Origin of the sequence: Pseudomonas sp. 8 R 14 (assembly GCF_900005955.1) — a bacterium.
In the GTDB taxonomy this organism is placed as follows: domain Bacteria; phylum Pseudomonadota; class Gammaproteobacteria; order Pseudomonadales; family Pseudomonadaceae; genus Aquipseudomonas; species Aquipseudomonas marginalis.
Window position 1 is genome coordinate 41,868 of record NZ_CVTH01000047.1, and the last position, 14,932, is coordinate 56,799.

The window sequence follows — 14,932 nt, forward strand, 5'->3', positions numbered from 1 at the left end:
GTTGCCTAAGCGGCAAAGATGCTGAAACAGGGGAACGATCAGTGCTCAAATTCGTCAGTTCCTTACAGACCCTTCTGAAGGAGCCCGGTGTTTTGCTGAATCTAAAGACTGCATTACTGCTCGGCGCGCTGCTGTTCTGCGGCAGCGGCGCACTGTACGCCGCTGCCACCGCGCCGGAAGCCGAAGCACCGGCCAAACCGGAGTTGCTGGTAGAGGGCGGATTGCTCGGTGCCATCAGTTCCAGCATCGATGATGTGCAGAACAAGCTCGACCTCAATCAGAACCTTGTTGATGCCTGGCGCCTGCGCGCGGACCGCGCGGCAGATGAGGTCGGCCGGTTGGTTGACCAGACGTCGGAGCGTTCGCCGTGGAGCGTGGCCGGCGACTTCCTGCTGCTGTCCGGGGTGTGGGTCGGTGCCTTCGTTGGGTTGACGCTGCTGGGGCGGTTTATCGTGCTGCGCCTGAGTCGTCGTCCTTTCATCGAACGGCGGGGGCGCCTGCAAGGCGTGCTGGGTTACGTGGTGCCCTACACGATCCCGGCGCTGATCTGCCTGCCGCTGACGCTCTATGTCAGTCACTTCCTGCCCACGTCCATAGGTCGCGCACTGGCGCTGTGCTTTGCCTATGCGACCAGCAGCGGCATCTTCTCCACGTCGATGCTGCTGTGCGTGATTGTGATGTTCAACGTCGGCCATAAGCGGCCGGCGGTGCAGATCATTCGCGACTACTGCCCCAAGCCGCTGTTCCTGATCGGCTTCCTCGCCGCCCTCAGCGACGCCCTGACCAGTCCGCAGATCGCCCGCCAGCTCGGGGGCAATATCACCAGCAGTATCGCGGTGTTTACCGGCCTGTTCGCGGCGGTGATCTTTGGCGTGCTGGTGGTGCGCCTGCGCCGCCCGGTGGCCCACCTGATCCGTAATCGACCGCTGGCCCAGCGCCTGAAACACCCGGCGTTGCAGCAGTCGCTGCGGATATTTTCCGGCCTTTGGTACTGGCCGATCCTGTTGATGGTGCTGGTCTCGGCGATCAACCTGATCGGCGCCGGCGACGACAACCAGAAAGCCCTGCGCTGCGCGCTGTTCACCACGATTCTGTTGATCGGCACGGTATTCCTGAGCACGGTGCTGCAACACCTGTTCAAGTCCCGCAGCCAGGTGGCTATCCAGCGCAGCAGTGCCTACAAGGAGCGTTTTCTCAGCCTGTTGCACGCGATCCTGCGCATTGTCATGGCCATCGCCTTTATCGAAATACTCGGGCGGATCTGGGGCGTGTCGCTGTTCGAATTCGCCCAGCGCAACTCGGTGGGACGCGCGATCAGCGATTCCCTCAGCAGCATCGGCCTGATCCTGCTGATGACCTGGTTGTTCTGGGTGGTGCTCGACACGGCGATCCAGGAAGCGCTGAAACCGCCGGTGAACAAACGCTCCAATCGCCAGCCCAGCACAAGGGTGAAGACCATCCTGCCGCTGCTGCGCAATGCGGTGAAAATCATCCTGGTGGTGATCTGCGCAATCACCACCATGGCCAACCTGGGCATCAACGTCGCGCCGTTGCTGGCGGGGGCCGGTGTGGTCGGCCTGGCGATTGGTTTCGGCTCCCAGCAATTGGTGCAGGACGTGATTACCGGCCTGTTCATCATCATCGAAGACACCTTGTCCATCGGCGACTGGGTGGTGCTTGATTCCGGCCACGCCGGCACCGTCGAAGGCCTGACCATCCGTACCCTGCGCCTGCGCGACGGCAAGGGCTTTGTGCATTCGGTGCCGTTCGGGCAGATCAAGGCGGTCACCAACCAGTCGCGGCAATTTGCCTATGCGTTCTTCTCGGTGCAGTTCACCTACGACACCGATGTGGACAAGGCCGTGGAACTGATCCGCGAGGCCGGGCAGTCGATCCGCGACGATGTGTTCCTCAAGTACAACCTGCAAGGGCCGCTGGAGGTGTTTGGCGTCGACAAGATGGACCTTAATGGCGTGGTGCTCACGGCGCAGTTCCGTACCGTGTCGGGTGGGCAATATGCGGTGAGCCGTGCGTTCAACCAGCGTTTGAAAAAGCTTGTGGATAACTGTGATGAGGTGCACTTCGCGCAGACTTATCCACAGCAGGTTTTGTTGCCCAAGCGTACACCCCAGGTGGATGAGCCGGATGAAGAGGTGCCGGCGTCGGTGGTGTTGACGGAGCAGCCGCGTACTCAATAATCCTCCACCCCGTAGCAGCTGCCGAGCGCCAGCGAGGCTGCGTCAGGCGCGCTGCCGATTCAGAATCGAGTCGCGGCCGACGCAGCCTCGCCGGGGCTCGACAGCTGCTACGGATTTGCGCGGTGCTGGATCAGCTTGTCCCGTATTGACTGCTGATCCACATCCAGCAATATCTGTTGCTTGCCCCCCACCATCACCGCCGCCGGCAACCCATCCTGATACACAACACGATTCCCACTCACCGCCGGCACCTTGCTGCCCGGCAACAGTGTGCCCACCAGGTTCAGCGGGTCAGCCCCGCACACGGCGATCAAACTCCCGTCATGGGGGCGGCGCCGCACCTCGCGCAGCAATGGGATCGCCTCCGGCAGCGCAAACTGCTCACCCGCCAGCCCGCTGACAAACCGCCCGCCGCGAATCTCACCCCGGGCTTCCAGCCGATGGAATGTGCGTAGCAGTTCGCGCCAACTCGGCAACCAATCCGCCTCGCGCTCCAGCAAACGCCAGAACACCACGCCATAACGGCGCAGCAAGGTCATCGCCACATGTTCCAGGGTTTCGGCCGAGTGCGGGCCGGCGGCGGTCGATGGGCGGCGAATCAGCGCCCAGCGTCCGGCATCGTCCATGCCGCCGATAAACGCCCCACGCCCGCGCCGACTGCTGCGCGCCTGGCGCTTGCTGGCCGGGGTGGTCAGTGCGCGCAACCCGGCAAAACTGTCGGCATTCACCAGGCCGGCGCCGACCAGTTCCTGCAAGGCGGTTTCCAGTTCGCTGCGCAACAGATGGGCTTCGTGCACCAGCTCATCGAAAAACAGCGCGCCGTGTTCGCGCAAGGCCAGGTGGACTTTCTGCGCCTTGGGCGACAGCGTCGTGCTATCGGTGGGTTCGGTGAGCCCGCTCCACAATGCCACCTGGCTGCGCGGCAACAGCACCACCGGCGTGCTGCGCAGGGCGATGGCGCCGGACTTGTTGCTCAAGCGCGTCCACACCAGCTTGCCGCTGCGGCACAGCTCGTCGAGCCAGGTCGATGAGTAATCCTTGAGCCGCGCACTGAGCAGGTCACTGTCCCAGGCCGACGTGGCGGCGGCGTAGCCTTCGAACTGGCCGACAATCTGCGGCAGCATCGCGCTGCCCTGGCCACGTGTGCTATCGGACAGATGCTGCCAATCGAACAGGAAGCGCATGAAATCCTGCAGCGCCACCGGCTCGATTTCCCGGCGCAGGCGCTTGACCGTGTAGCGATGAATGCGTGCGAGCAGATGCCGTTCGCACCATTGTTCCTCGAGTGCGCCGGGGCTGAAGCGACCGCGCAGCACGTAGCCTTCCTGCTCCAGGCGGGCCAGTGCCTGGGTGATGTCGGCCAGCGGCAAGGCCAGTGGCGCGGCGATCTCGATAATGCTCTGCGGGCCGAAGCCACCCAGGCGCGCACGCAGCAGTTCCACCAGCGCGTCGTCAAAGGTCCAGGGCTCATCGAAGCCGGGGAGCAACGGCAAGCTGTTGGGGTAGATCGCCTGCAAACACCCCAGGCGCTCCACCGCGACCCACAGGCCATTGGACAACTGAAAGGCGCGGCCAGCCTTGGCCAAGGCGTTCAGCCACTCGGCCCATTGCGCCGTGACTTCGTGGCTGGCGATGCACGCCAGGCTCATCAGTGCCTCATGCATTTCATCCACGCCATGGGGCGCCGGCCAGGCCTCTTCGCACACGCCGGCGATGGCGTCCGCATCCAGTGCGCCCAGGTCGTCGGTGCTCTGTGGGTCGCTCCAACGGCGGTTGAGCACGGCCTGGGTGCGGCGTTCTTCCAGCGGTGCATCGTCGAGAAAGGTGTAGGGGCGCGCGCTGAGGATTTCGGCGGCCATGGGCGAGGGCGCCGGCAGGTCGCGGCTGATCAAGCGCACTTCGCCGCGCTCCATGCGCCGCAGCAAGGCAAGCCAGGCGTCGCTGTCCATGGCTTCGTGCAGGCAGTCATCGAGGGTTTGTTCCACCAGCGGGTGCTCGGGTACTTCGCGTTCACCGGCGAGGTTTTCCAGGCAGGCGATCTGGTCGGGGAACACACTGGCGATCAGGTCTTCGCTCTTCATGCGCTGGATCTGCGGCGCCACCTTGCGCCCACCGGTAAAGCGCGGCAGCGCCAGGGCCACGCCGGCGTTCCAGCGCCAGCGCACGCCGAACAGCGGCGCATCCAGCACCGCCTGGATCAGCAGGTGTTCGGCACTGTTGCTGTTGAGGTAACGCCACACCTCATCCAGCTCGAAACTGTGGCTGGTGGACAGCGACAGCACGATCGCATTTTCGCTGGCTGCCGCCTGCAATTCGAAATTGAAGGTGCGGCAAAAACGCTTGCGCAAGGCCAGGCCCCAGGCCCGGTTGATGCGGCTGCCGAACGGCGTGTGGATGATCAACTGGGTGCCGCCGGATTCGTCGAAAAACCGCTCCATGATCAACGTGTCCTGGGACGGCAACGCGCCGAGGGCCAGGCGCGCGCGGGCCAGGTAGTCGAGGATCTGTTCGGCGCTGGCGCGGTTCAGGCCAAGGGTGCCGGTGAGCCACTCTTGCGCCGGTTGCAGGTCGCCGGGGCTGGCGCTGAGCAGGGTGTCGAGTTGCCCCTGCAAACGCGCGACAGCGGCGGATAACTCATTGCTGCGCCCCGGCGCTTCGCCGAGCCAGAACGGAATGGTCGGCGGCTGGCCGTGGGCGTCTTCGACCCGCACTTTGCCGGCCTCGACCCGCAGGATGCGGTAGGAGGTATTGCCGAGCTGGAAGATATCCCCGGCGATGCTTTCCACCGCGAAGTCTTCGTTGACGCTGCCGATGTTCAGGCTTTGGGGTTCGAGCAACACGCTGTAGTCGGCGTTGTCGGGGATGGTGCCGCCGCTGGTCACGGCGGTCAGCTTGGCGCCACGGCGACCGCGCAGGGTGCGGGTCAGGGCATCGCGGTGCAGGTACGCGCTGCGGATACCCTGGCGCCCGTTGTAGCCCTCGGCGAGCATCTGCAGCAGCGCCTGATAGTGGCGTTCATCCAGGGTGGCGTAGGGCGCGGCGCGGTGGATCAGGTCAAGCAGGGCCTGCTCCGGCCACTCCTGGGCACTGACCTCGGCGATGATCTGCTGGGCCAGCACGTCCAGGGGCGCCACCGGGATCTGCAAGGTGTCCAGTTCTCCCCGCCGCACACAATCGAGCAGGGCGGCGCATTCGATCAGATCGTCGCGGGTGGTGGCGAACAGGCGCCCCTTGGGCGTGCCGCCGACCTGATGCCCGGAGCGGCCCACCCGTTGCAGAAAGCCGTTGATGGAGCCCGGCGAACCGATCTGGCACACCAAATCGACATCGCCGATATCAATCCCCAGTTCCAGGGACGCTGTGGCGATCAGCACTTGCAGCTCGCCGGCCTTGAGCCGTTGCTCGGCGTCCAGGCGCATCTCCTTGGCCAGGCTGCCGTGGTGGGCGGCGACGGCGCTCTTGCCCAGGCGCTCGCTCAAGTGCCGGGCCAGGCGTTCGGCCAGGCGCCGGGTGTTGACGAAGATCAGCGTGGTGCGGTGCTCACGGGCAAGGGCGGAGAGGCGGTCGTAGACCAGCTCCCAGACATCGTTGGCCATCACCGCCGACAGCGGCACCGGGGGCACTTCGATATCCAGGTCACGGGGGCGGGCATGGCCGATGTCGACGATGTCGCACGTTCGCTCAGTGCCCACCAGAAAGCGCGACACCGCTTCGATGGGTTTTTGCGTGGCCGACAGACCGATGCGGGTCAGCGGCTCGGCGCACAAGCCTTGCAGGCGCTCCAGGCTCAAGGCCAGGTGGCTGCCGCGTTTGCTGGCGGCGATGGCGTGGATTTCATCGACGATCACCGTGCGCGTGCTGGCCAGCGTCTGCCGGCCGGAGTCCGAGCCCAGCAGCACGTAGAGCGATTCCGGCGTGGTCACCAGGATATGCGGCGGGCGCTTGCGCATCTGTGCGCGGTCTTTCTGCGGGGTATCGCCGGTGCGCACGGCGGTGCGGATCACCAGTGGCGGCAGGCCCAGGCGCTGCAAATGCTCGGTGATCCCGGCCAGCGGGGTTTGCAGGTTGATCTGGATGTCATTGGACAGCGCCTTGAGCGGCGACACATACACCACCAGCGTCTCGTCCGGCAGTTGCCCGCCGTTGGCCAGGCCCTGGTTAACCAGGTCATCGAGCACCGCGAGGAACGCCGTCAGCGTCTTGCCGGAGCCGGTGGGCGCTGCGATCAGCGTCGAGCGGCGCTGGCGGATCAGCGGCCACGCCTGGGCCTGGGCGCTGGTCACCGAAGGGAAGGTGTGGCGGAACCAGGTGCTGACGGCGGGGTGGAAGCCGTTCAAGACCGTGTCGGTTGATTCAGGAAGGTTCATGCCTAAGTTATGCAGCCCACTCCAACAAGTTGCAACCCCGCACTTTATCCGTGACGGTTGCGCTACAAACCCGCAAAATGCAACGATTCTGGAATAAACCTACGGCACGCCTCACGGGCTTGCCGACCATAACCATCGTTCCAAACAGACCGGGCCTGCTCAATCTATGCGAATGCGCCTTATGTTACTGGGCGGCGGGAATGCCCTCGGGCAGGCGCTGATTCGCCTCGGTGCAGAGGAAGACATTGGTTTCCTCGCACCCAAACCGCCCCAAGACGGCTGGGATGCCGCAAGCCTCACCCAATTGCTCGACGACACCCGTCCCGATGCGTTGATCAACCTCGCCTACTATTTCGACTGGTTCCAGGCCGAAGCTGTCAGCGAAACCCGCCTGGCCGCCCAGGAGTTCGCCATCGAGCGCCTGGCTGAACTGTGCCAGCACCACAACATTACCCTGCTGCAACCGTCCAGCTACCGCGTGTTCGATGGCTCCCGCGCCACCGCCTACAGCGAAAAGGACGAGCCGGTGCCCCTGGGCCTGCGCGGCCAGGCGTTATGGCGGATCGAACAGAGCGTGCGCGCGACGTGTCCGCAACATGTGCTGTTGCGTTTTGGCTGGCTGTTGGATGACAGCGTCGACGGCACCCTCGGGCGCTTCCTGGCCCGGGCCGAGAAACCGGATGAGTTGTTGATGGCGGACGACCGCCGCGGTAACCCGACGCCGGTGGACGATGCCGCACGGGTGATCATCTCGGTGCTCAAGCAACTCGATTGCGCGGCGCCGCTGTGGGGCACTTACCACTACGCCGGGCATGAGGCGACCACGCCGCTGGCGCTGGGCCAGGCGATCCTCACCGAAGCGCGCAGCTACCATGCGCTGGCCATCGAAGCGCCCACCGCCCAGGCCCACGCGGCACGGCCGGATGCAGCAGACGAACCGCAGCATGCGGTGCTGGCCTGCAAGAAAATCCTCCACACCTTCGGCATCAAGCCGCGGGCGTGGCGGGCGGGGCTACCGGCATTGCTGGACCGGTTCTACCGCCACAGCTGACTCAATACAAAACCAAATGTGGGAGGGGGGTTGCTGTAGTGAGCGGGCTTGCCCCGCGCCGGACTGCGCAGCAGTCCCATTGGACCGCGGTGCACCCAGCGGGGACAAGCCCCCTCACTACAGCAACCCCCCTCCCACATTGGTTATGCAGTGTTGCTTAGAACTTGTAGCCGATACCCACCATGTAAACCATCGGGTCCACGTCCACATTGACCTTGGCCCGGGTGCCAGGCGCCACGGCGTTGTTTTCCACGGTGGCCTTGGTGCTGATGTCGATGTAACGCGCCTGGGCGTTGATCATCCACTTGTCGTTGATCATGTAGTCCGCGCCGATCTGCGCAGCCCAGCCCCAGGAGTTCTCGGCCTTGAAGTTGCTGAAACCGGCTTCGGAGGCGCGGCTGCCGACGTGTTCGTCGTAGATCCAGGTGTAGTTGATACCGGCGCCTACGTACGGCTGGAACGGGGATTTATTGTCCAGTGGGTAGTACACGACGCTCAGGGTCGGCGGCAGGTGTTTCAGCGTACCGAGCTTGCCGTTGGCGGCGCCGAGGGCGGTGTTCTTAAGCTTCACGTCATGCTCGAACGGCGTGGCCGCCAGCAGTTCGATACCGACATGGCTGGTGAGCATGTAGGCGAAGTTCAAACCCAGCTGGGTGTCGCTGCTCATGGTCGCCTTGCCGCCCAGGTTGGCGCCGGCCAGTGGACCCTGGTCAACTTTGACGGTGCCGCTGTCTGCCTTCGGGTTCACGGTGATTGCACCGGCACGAATCAGAATGTCGCCCGCTTCGTGAGCGTGGACGGCAGGGGCGGCGAGTGCGAGGGCGAAGAGGGACGCGCCGAGCAGAGACTTGTTCATGGGAGCTCCAGAGGACGTTTAGAAGTTGTACGTCCAATGGTAAAGATCGTTCCGTCCGGTCTGTTGACTCAGCTCAATGAAAGGGCGATCAGCGTTATTCCGGCAGTTCGTAGATATAAATTTTCTCGGCATCCATTTGGTAGCCGGCGTCGGCCAGTTCACTGGTGGACGGTTTGACCTGCATCGCACCCTCGATCCAGTACGGCTGGTAGAGCTCATCGAGTTTCACGCCGAGTTCGCTTTTCACGTGCACGATCTGGTTCGATGGCGGTGGCGGCACATGGATGCACGCGCCGAAATACGGCACCAGCAGGAACTCGGTGGTGCGGCCTTCTTCGCTGACTTCCAGCGGCACGATATACCCGGGCAGGCGGATGTGCTGGCCATCGAGGCTCTGCACCACCGGCGCATTGGGCAGATCCTGCTTGGCCGCTGGTGCCGCTTCGACGGACAAGGCATCGGCCATGTTCGACAGGTTGTGCAGCGGTTTCATATTGGGGATTTCCGGTGGCGCGTCCGGCGGGATCATCTCCTGCCAGGACAAATCCCTGGGCTGGTCCTCCGCCCAGGCCGGCACGGCCACCAGCAGCAATAACGCAAACAGAGCGCGACGCATGAAGACTCCTCAGTGGGTAGCTGCAAGTTGCAAGCTTCAAGTAAAAGCCGATTCGCTTGAGGCTTGTAGCTTGAAACGTACAGCTGCTGTTCACAGCCTTATGGACAGGCCATCGGCCAGGGATTGTCGGTAGGCGCGCCAGGCGGGCACGCTGCCCATCAATAGCGCTGCCGCCAGGATACCGGCGAGCAAGGTCCATTCATATTCGCTGGGCCACGACATCGGCAGGTCGAGGCCGTAATTGGCCTGCAAATACCCGCGCGATGCGGCGATGCACACATACAGCAAGCCCACGCCTGCGATCACGCCGGACAGGGCCAGGGCGAAGGCTTCGAAAATCAGCAAGGTTGCGATATGCCACGGCCGCGCGCCCACCGAGCGCAGGATCGCCATTTCGCGGCGGCGTTCGTTGAGGCTGGTGAGGATCGCCGTGAGCATGCCGATCAAACCGGTCAGCACCACGAACAGCGAGATCACGAACAAGGCTTTTTCGGCGGTGCCCATCATGCTCCACAGCTCTTGCAGCGCCACGCCGGGCAGGATCGCCAGCATCGGTTCGCCACGGAATTCGTTGATCTCCCGCTGCAGGGCGAAGGTGGAAATCTTGTTGTTCAGGCCGAGCATAAAGGCCGTGATGGCTTGCGGGGTGAGGTCCATGTTGCGCGCCTGGTCGGCGCTGATGCGGCCTTTGCCCTGGGCCGGTACGCCGTTGTGCCAATCGATATGGATCGCCTCCATACCGCCGAGGCTGATATGCAGCGTGCGGTCCACCGGCGTGCCGGTGCGCTTGAGAATACCGACCACGGTGAACGGTTTGTCATCGTGTTTTACCAGGCTGACCACCGCCACGCCGTGGGCCAGCACCAGCTTGTCGCCGAGCTTGTAGTGCAGGGCATCGGCGACTTCGGCGCCGAGTACTACTTCGAACGGGTCGGTGGCGAAGGCGCGGCCGCTGGCCAGTTCCAGGTTTTGCTTGCGCCCGTACTGGTAGTGCTCGAAGTAGGATTCGTTGGTGCCCATGACGCGGTAGCCACGATGGGAGTCGCCGAGAGAAATCGGGATCGCCCATTTCACCTGGGGGCTGGCGGCGAAGTGCTCGTAGCTGTCCCACCGAATGTTGTTGGTGGCGTTGCCGATGCGGAACACCGAGTACAGCAGCAGGTTGACCGAACCGGAGCGGGCGCCGACGATCAGGTCGGTGCCGCTGATGGTGCTGGCGAAACTGTTGCGCGCCTCAACGCGCACGCGTTCCACCGCCAGCAGCAGGCACACCGACAAGGCGATGGCGAAGGCGGTGAGGATCGCGGTAAAGCGGCGGTTAGCCAGGCTGGCCATGGCTAGACGAAACAGATACATCTCAAACCTCTGCGGGCGTGGCGGCGCGATTGAGTTCGGCCAGCGACAGGTTGCGGTCGAACAGCGGCGCCAGGCTCTGGTCATGGCTGACAAACAACAGGCTGGCGCCGGCTTCGCGGCATTCGGCGAACAGCAGTCGAATGAAGGCTTCGCGGGCGTCGTAGTCCAGGGCCGAGGTGGGCTCGTCGGCGATCACCAACTCCGGTTGGCCGATCAGCGCACGGGCAGCGGCCACCCGTTGCTGTTGGCCGATGGACAGCGAGTCGGCGCGGCGCTCCAGCAAGTCCTTATCCTTCAGGCCCAGGTGCGCCAGCAATGTGGCGGCGGCTGTGTCGACACTGCCGTGGCGCAGCTTTGCCCGTTGCGCGCGTAGCTTGGAAAAGTGACAGGGCAGCTCGACGTTCTCGCGCACCGACAGGAACGGCAGCAGGTTGAACTGCTGGAAGATATAGCCGGTGTGGTCAACGCGAAAGCGGTCCCGGGCGCCGGCCGAGAGTTCGGTCAGCTCCTGGCCGAGCAGGCGGATACTGCCCAGGCTGGGCTTCTGCACACCGCCGAGCAGGCCGAGCAAGGTGGTTTTGCCACTGCCGCTCGGCCCCTTGAGAAACAGGGTTTCCCCCGCTTCCAGGCGGAACGCGGGGATGTCCAGCAACTGTGGGTGACCGGGCCAGTTGAAGCCCAGGTCAGACAGTTCGATCAATGGGTGGGTCATGGGCACTCAGAACTTCAGGGTGGCTGCTGTGGCCGTCGCTTCAACACCTTGCTGGCCGCTCGGGCCGATCAGTTGTACCTGAATTTTCTGAGTGGCGGGGAAGGTCTTGAACACCTGGGTCAGGTCCAGGTTGCCCAGGGCGGTCGGCGTGGCGCAGGTGAATTGGTAGTGGGCGTGGATTTCACTGTGATCGTGATGATGCTCGTGGGCGCCGTCTTTGGCGTCGTGGTCATCATCATCGTCGTCGTGGTCGGCTTCCGGTTTGTCGCCGAACAGCGGGCTGTTGAGTTCCTGGGAGCTGATCACGCAACCCGCGGCCTTGGGCAGGTTGAACAGGGCCAGTGGGTTCTCCAGCTGTTTGCGGGCGGCGGCGACCTTGGCTTTGTCGGCTGCGCTGGTGGCGAGGTGTTCGAAGCCCACCAGGTTCATCGCCGGGCTGTCCAGTTCAAGCTCCAGGGCCTGGCCGTCGAGTACCGCGTTAAGGCGGCCTACGCCATGCTCGTGGGCGCCGAGGCTGCCGTGTTCGTGATCGTGGTCATGCTCGTCGGCGGCATGAGCGATGGCGAGTGGCAACAGGGCAAACGGCAAAGCAAGCAACAGACGGCGCATGGGAAAGCTCCAGAGATGAAAGTTTTGTTATGTGATCTTATAACAATAGTGCCGAGAGTTTGCCCGCCCGCTTGGCGTTGCGCAAGCCGCATGGGAGCATGCTCGTCAGAAAAAATGCAGGAGTAAGGACGATGTTGCGAATTCGTGGAACCATCGGCGACCTGCCGGTGGACTTGACCCTGGAGCTGGACGACGGCGATTGGGCACAACTCGGCGCGCAGTTGCAGGCGACGCCAGTGGCAAGCGCGACCGCCGCGCCGGCAGCGCCGGTCAAGCCGAACGATGATCTGTGGCAGAACGCCCAGGACCTGTTGCGCAACGCCGGGCAACTCAGCGGCCTGGAACTGCTTGATCGACTGGAAGGTTTGGCGGGGGATGCCGCGGCGGGCAAGCGCCTGTTGGTGCGCCTGCGCCATAGCGCCAAGGTCAAGGTGGCCAGCGGCGGGGATACGCCGCTGTACAGTTGGATCGGCGATTAGTACAGCGCGGCGAACAACTTGCGGCGGTACACGGTCACCAGCGGGTGATCATTGCCCAACAGCTCGAACACCTGCAGCAAGGTTTTGTGCGGCAGGCCTTCGCTGTAGCTGCGGTTGCGGATAAACAGCTTGAGCAAGCCTTCCAGCGCCGCGTCGTACTGCTGGCGCGCCAGCTGCTGGATGGCCAGTTGATAGGCGGCTTCGTCGTCCTGCGGGTTTTGCGCCAGGCGGCTTTTCAGCTCGGCGGTGTCCGGCAGGTCGGCGGCCTGGCGCAGGAAGGTGATTTGCGCCTTGGCGCCGGCGAGGGCGGCTTTGTGGTCATCGCTCTTCACTGCATCGAGCACGGTTTGGGCTTCACCCAACTCACCGCGTTCGGCCAGGCAGCGCGCGTACAGAATCAACGCGGCAGCGTTGGTGTTGTCTTCACCCAGCAGCGCCACCAGCACGGCCTCGGCGTCGCTGATGCGGCCATCGGTAAACAGCGCCTGGGCCTGCTCCAGCGGGTCAGCCGCCGCCGGTGGTGGCATCTTCACGTGAGGCTCCAGCAGCGCCCGCACCGCCGACTCCGGCTGCGCCCCGGCAAACCCATCCACCGGCTGGCCATCCTTGAACAGCACCACCGTCGGCAGGCTTTGAATGCCAAAGCGCGCGACGATGTCCTGCTCGGCCTCGCAATCGACCTTGGCGAGCAGCAACTCGCCCTGATAACTCTGGGCAATCTGCGCCAGCATCGGCATCAACGCCTTGCACGGCGCGCACCACTCGGCCCAGAAATCCACGAGCACGGGTTTTTCGAAGGAGTTCTGGATCACGGCCTGGTCGAAATTGGCGCTGGTGACGTCGAAGATGTACGGCGTGGGCTCACTCATGGGGCGTCTCGAATAAAGCGGGAATGGGGCAACTATAAGGGCTGGCGAAGGCTACCGGAAGCAGCGGGGTGTTCTGTTTCCAAGCGCATGCCAAAAAGGGTCCTGATACCAATCGAGAGGGAAGCCCATCGCTTTCAGGCTAACTTCCGGAAATTCGTAAATAAGGCGATGCAGGCGTTGATCCCAGTGACTGTGGGGGCTCACCTGATGCATCAAGTGATTCAGAATGCAGAGTGCTGCAAAAATGCGGGTGTGTGGCCCTGGCTGAAAGAGCTGTCCCGGCCATAAGAAGTTGGCTTTCCTTGGCAGTACGGGACGAATGCCTAACTCTCGGTTCCACAGTCGTGAATGATGGGCGCACATGTTTCGAATGGTGGTCAGGGTGTGCAGCCAGGACTGCATGAGGGGGGCCGCAAGTCCCAGGCGCTTGGCAATGGCCTTTTTATCCGCGTCTTTCGCCAAGCCCTTATATAAGTGGGATAAATCACCCAGTGGACTTGCCCCTACAAAACCGGACACCAACTCCCCGTCAAATTGATGCTGCTGCCAAGCGCCTGAACTCCCTCGGTGAGCGATAGTTCAAGGCGCTGTGCGGATGCTGCTCGTTGTAATGCTCGAAGGCAATTGCCAGGTTGCGCAGCGCCGTTTCTCGATCCGGCTTGGGCATGTGCGCAACGTAGTCACGTTTGATCGTCTTCACGAAGCTCTCGGCCATGCCGTTGCTCTGCGGGCTGCGCACCGGGGTGGTCACCGGCTGCAAACCGATCTGTCGAGCAAACAGGCGTGTCTGTTCGGCGGTGTACGCCGAGCCGTTGTCGCTTAGCCATTGAACCGGCGTTGCAGGCAGTTGATCACCGAAGCGTTTCTCTACGCTCTCCAGCATCAAGTCGCGGATGTCATCGCCGCTGTACCCGGTCGGACTCGCGACCCAGCCGATGGCTTCGCGGTCACAGCAATCCAGGGCGAAGGTCACGCTCAGTTTGGCGCCGTCCTCACAGCGGAACTCAAAGCCGTCCGAGCACCAACGCGTATCACTGGTTTGCACCGCAATACGACCCTCGTGCCGACGCGGCACGCCGGGCTGTTTGATGCGCCGCGCCAACAGCAGGTCGTGATCGCGCATGACCCGGTAAACCCGTTTCACATTGATCGCCGGCAGCGACTGGGTTTCACGGGCACGACGCAGCAATCCCCAAACACGACGGTAGCCATAGCTGGGCAGTTCGCTGATCTGTTGCTGGATTTCAACCACCAGATCAGCATCGTCCACAGGCCTGCGGCGCCGTACTTTGAGCGATACCGATTGCTTGATTCGAACCGTTAATTGCGAGCGCGCCACACCGAGACATTCGCTGACCAGCTTCACTGGTCGTCCCCCGGCAACAAGGGTGAGTGCGCAATCCATTTTCGCGACCGGGCGATCTCCACGGCCTCTTTGAGGATTTCTGCTTCCATCGTTTTCTTGCCCAGCATCCGTTGCAGTTCACGGATCTGCTTGAGCGCATCGCTCAACTCCGAGGCGGGCACAACGGCTTCACCGGCACTGACCGCCGACAGACTGCCGTCCTGATATAACTTGCGCCATAGGAACAGCTGGTTGGCATTGATGCCGTTGCGTCGAGCGACCACCGAAACGCTTTGCCCTGGCTCAAGACTCTCGCGAACCATGGCCAGTTTTTGCTCCGGGCTCCAGCGGCGCCGCCGCTCCTGGCCCAAAAGCTCCCCACTCTTGTCGTTGCTATTAGTCATAAACATAACCGTTTGCCTATCCCTTATCGTAAGGGGGAAACGGTGTCCTGTCTTTCATGGGGCTCGTTCA

The 14,932-nt window shown here is 63.2% G+C and carries 12 protein-coding genes; 3 read left to right on the plus strand and 9 right to left on the minus strand.

What is annotated here, in order from left to right; all coding sequences use genetic code 11:
* Window positions 1-92: 92 nt before the first annotated feature.
* Entirely contained in the window at window positions 93-2,198 is a 2,106-nt protein-coding gene (locus tag BFQ01_RS09935; protein ID WP_065925129.1) for a mechanosensitive ion channel family protein, read from the plus strand.
* Window positions 2,199-2,305: 107 nt separating this feature from the next.
* On the opposite strand, the gene BFQ01_RS09940 is transcribed toward BFQ01_RS09935, so the two are convergent.
* Window positions 2,306-6,565 (minus strand): DEAD/DEAH box helicase, encoded by a 4,260-nt coding sequence (locus BFQ01_RS09940; protein WP_065925130.1) that lies wholly within the window; start codon window positions 6,563-6,565, stop codon window positions 2,306-2,308.
* A 166-nt stretch (window positions 6,566-6,731) separates the two neighbouring features.
* On the opposite strand from BFQ01_RS09940, the gene BFQ01_RS09945 reads away from it, so the two are divergent.
* Window positions 6,732-7,616, plus strand: coding sequence for a sugar nucleotide-binding protein (locus tag BFQ01_RS09945; RefSeq protein WP_027605180.1), 885 nt, complete (start codon window positions 6,732-6,734; stop codon window positions 7,614-7,616).
* Window positions 7,617-7,773: 157 nt separating this feature from the next.
* Here BFQ01_RS09945 and BFQ01_RS09950 read toward each other — a convergent pair whose 3' ends face one another.
* The 5 genes from BFQ01_RS09950 to BFQ01_RS09970 all read right to left on the minus strand — a co-directional run bounded on the left by BFQ01_RS09950 (window position 7,774) and on the right by BFQ01_RS09970 (window position 11,765).
* Complete coding sequence (locus tag BFQ01_RS09950) at window positions 7,774-8,472, minus strand: OmpW/AlkL family protein (protein ID WP_065925131.1); 699 nt, start codon at window positions 8,470-8,472, stop codon at window positions 7,774-7,776.
* Between the two features lie 94 nt (window positions 8,473-8,566).
* Entirely contained in the window at window positions 8,567-9,088 is a 522-nt protein-coding gene (locus BFQ01_RS09955) for a DUF3299 domain-containing protein (RefSeq protein WP_065925132.1), read from the minus strand.
* Window positions 9,089-9,178: 90 nt separating this feature from the next.
* A complete protein-coding gene (locus BFQ01_RS09960) occupies window positions 9,179-10,444 on the minus strand; it encodes an ABC transporter permease (RefSeq protein WP_027605183.1) in 1,266 nt (421 codons plus the stop codon).
* 1 nt (window position 10,445) lies between these two features.
* On the minus strand, window positions 10,446-11,156 hold the full coding sequence (locus BFQ01_RS09965) for an ABC transporter ATP-binding protein (RefSeq protein ID WP_065925133.1): 711 nt from the start codon (window positions 11,154-11,156) through the stop codon (window positions 10,446-10,448).
* Between the two features lie 6 nt (window positions 11,157-11,162).
* Entirely contained in the window at window positions 11,163-11,765 is a 603-nt protein-coding gene (locus tag BFQ01_RS09970) for a DUF2796 domain-containing protein (RefSeq protein WP_065925134.1), read from the minus strand.
* Between the two features lie 131 nt (window positions 11,766-11,896).
* Between BFQ01_RS09970 and BFQ01_RS09975 the strand changes: the two genes are divergently transcribed.
* Window positions 11,897-12,244, plus strand: a complete 348-nt coding sequence (locus BFQ01_RS09975; RefSeq protein ID WP_065925135.1) for a hypothetical protein — start codon at window positions 11,897-11,899, stop codon at window positions 12,242-12,244.
* On the opposite strand, the gene trxA is transcribed toward BFQ01_RS09975, so the two are convergent.
* The 3 genes from trxA to BFQ01_RS31345 form a co-directional block, all read right to left on the minus strand.
* Window positions 12,241-13,113: a thioredoxin gene (trxA, locus tag BFQ01_RS09980; protein ID WP_065925136.1), complete on the minus strand. Its 873-nt coding sequence runs from the start codon at window positions 13,111-13,113 to the stop codon at window positions 12,241-12,243. The genes BFQ01_RS09975 and trxA overlap by 4 nt on opposite strands.
* A 51-nt stretch (window positions 13,114-13,164) precedes the next feature.
* Window positions 13,165-13,632 (minus strand): Abi family protein, encoded by a 468-nt coding sequence (locus BFQ01_RS31340; RefSeq protein ID WP_256097720.1) that lies wholly within the window; start codon window positions 13,630-13,632, stop codon window positions 13,165-13,167.
* A 10-nt stretch (window positions 13,633-13,642) separates the two neighbouring features.
* A protein-coding gene (locus tag BFQ01_RS31345) for an IS3 family transposase (RefSeq protein ID WP_370467938.1) occupies window positions 13,643-14,862 on the minus strand; the annotation gives its coding sequence in 2 pieces (ribosomal slippage) (window positions 13,643-14,517 and window positions 14,517-14,862; 1,221 coding nt in all).
* Window positions 14,863-14,932 lie beyond the last annotated feature (70 nt).

What these genes read in the sequence shown, in the direction of transcription:
- trxA (WP_065925136.1), bottom strand. Translation starts at nt 13,113, where the DNA reads ATGAGTGAGCCCACGCCGTACATCTTCGACGTCACCAGCGCCAATTTC.
- BFQ01_RS09945 (WP_027605180.1), top strand. Translation starts at nt 6,732, where the DNA reads ATGCGAATGCGCCTTATGTTACTGGGCGGCGGGAATGCCCTCGGGCAG.
- BFQ01_RS09950 (WP_065925131.1), bottom strand. Translation starts at nt 8,472, where the DNA reads ATGAACAAGTCTCTGCTCGGCGCGTCCCTCTTCGCCCTCGCACTCGCC.
- BFQ01_RS09970 (WP_065925134.1), bottom strand. Translation starts at nt 11,765, where the DNA reads ATGCGCCGTCTGTTGCTTGCTTTGCCGTTTGCCCTGTTGCCACTCGCC.
- BFQ01_RS09965 (WP_065925133.1), bottom strand. Translation starts at nt 11,156, where the DNA reads ATGACCCACCCATTGATCGAACTGTCTGACCTGGGCTTCAACTGGCCC.
- BFQ01_RS09955 (WP_065925132.1), bottom strand. Translation starts at nt 9,088, where the DNA reads ATGCGTCGCGCTCTGTTTGCGTTATTGCTGCTGGTGGCCGTGCCGGCC.
- BFQ01_RS09960 (WP_027605183.1), bottom strand. Translation starts at nt 10,444, where the DNA reads ATGTATCTGTTTCGTCTAGCCATGGCCAGCCTGGCTAACCGCCGCTTT.
- BFQ01_RS09975 (WP_065925135.1), top strand. Translation starts at nt 11,897, where the DNA reads ATGTTGCGAATTCGTGGAACCATCGGCGACCTGCCGGTGGACTTGACC.
- BFQ01_RS09940 (WP_065925130.1), bottom strand. Translation starts at nt 6,565, where the DNA reads ATGAACCTTCCTGAATCAACCGACACGGTCTTGAACGGCTTCCACCCC.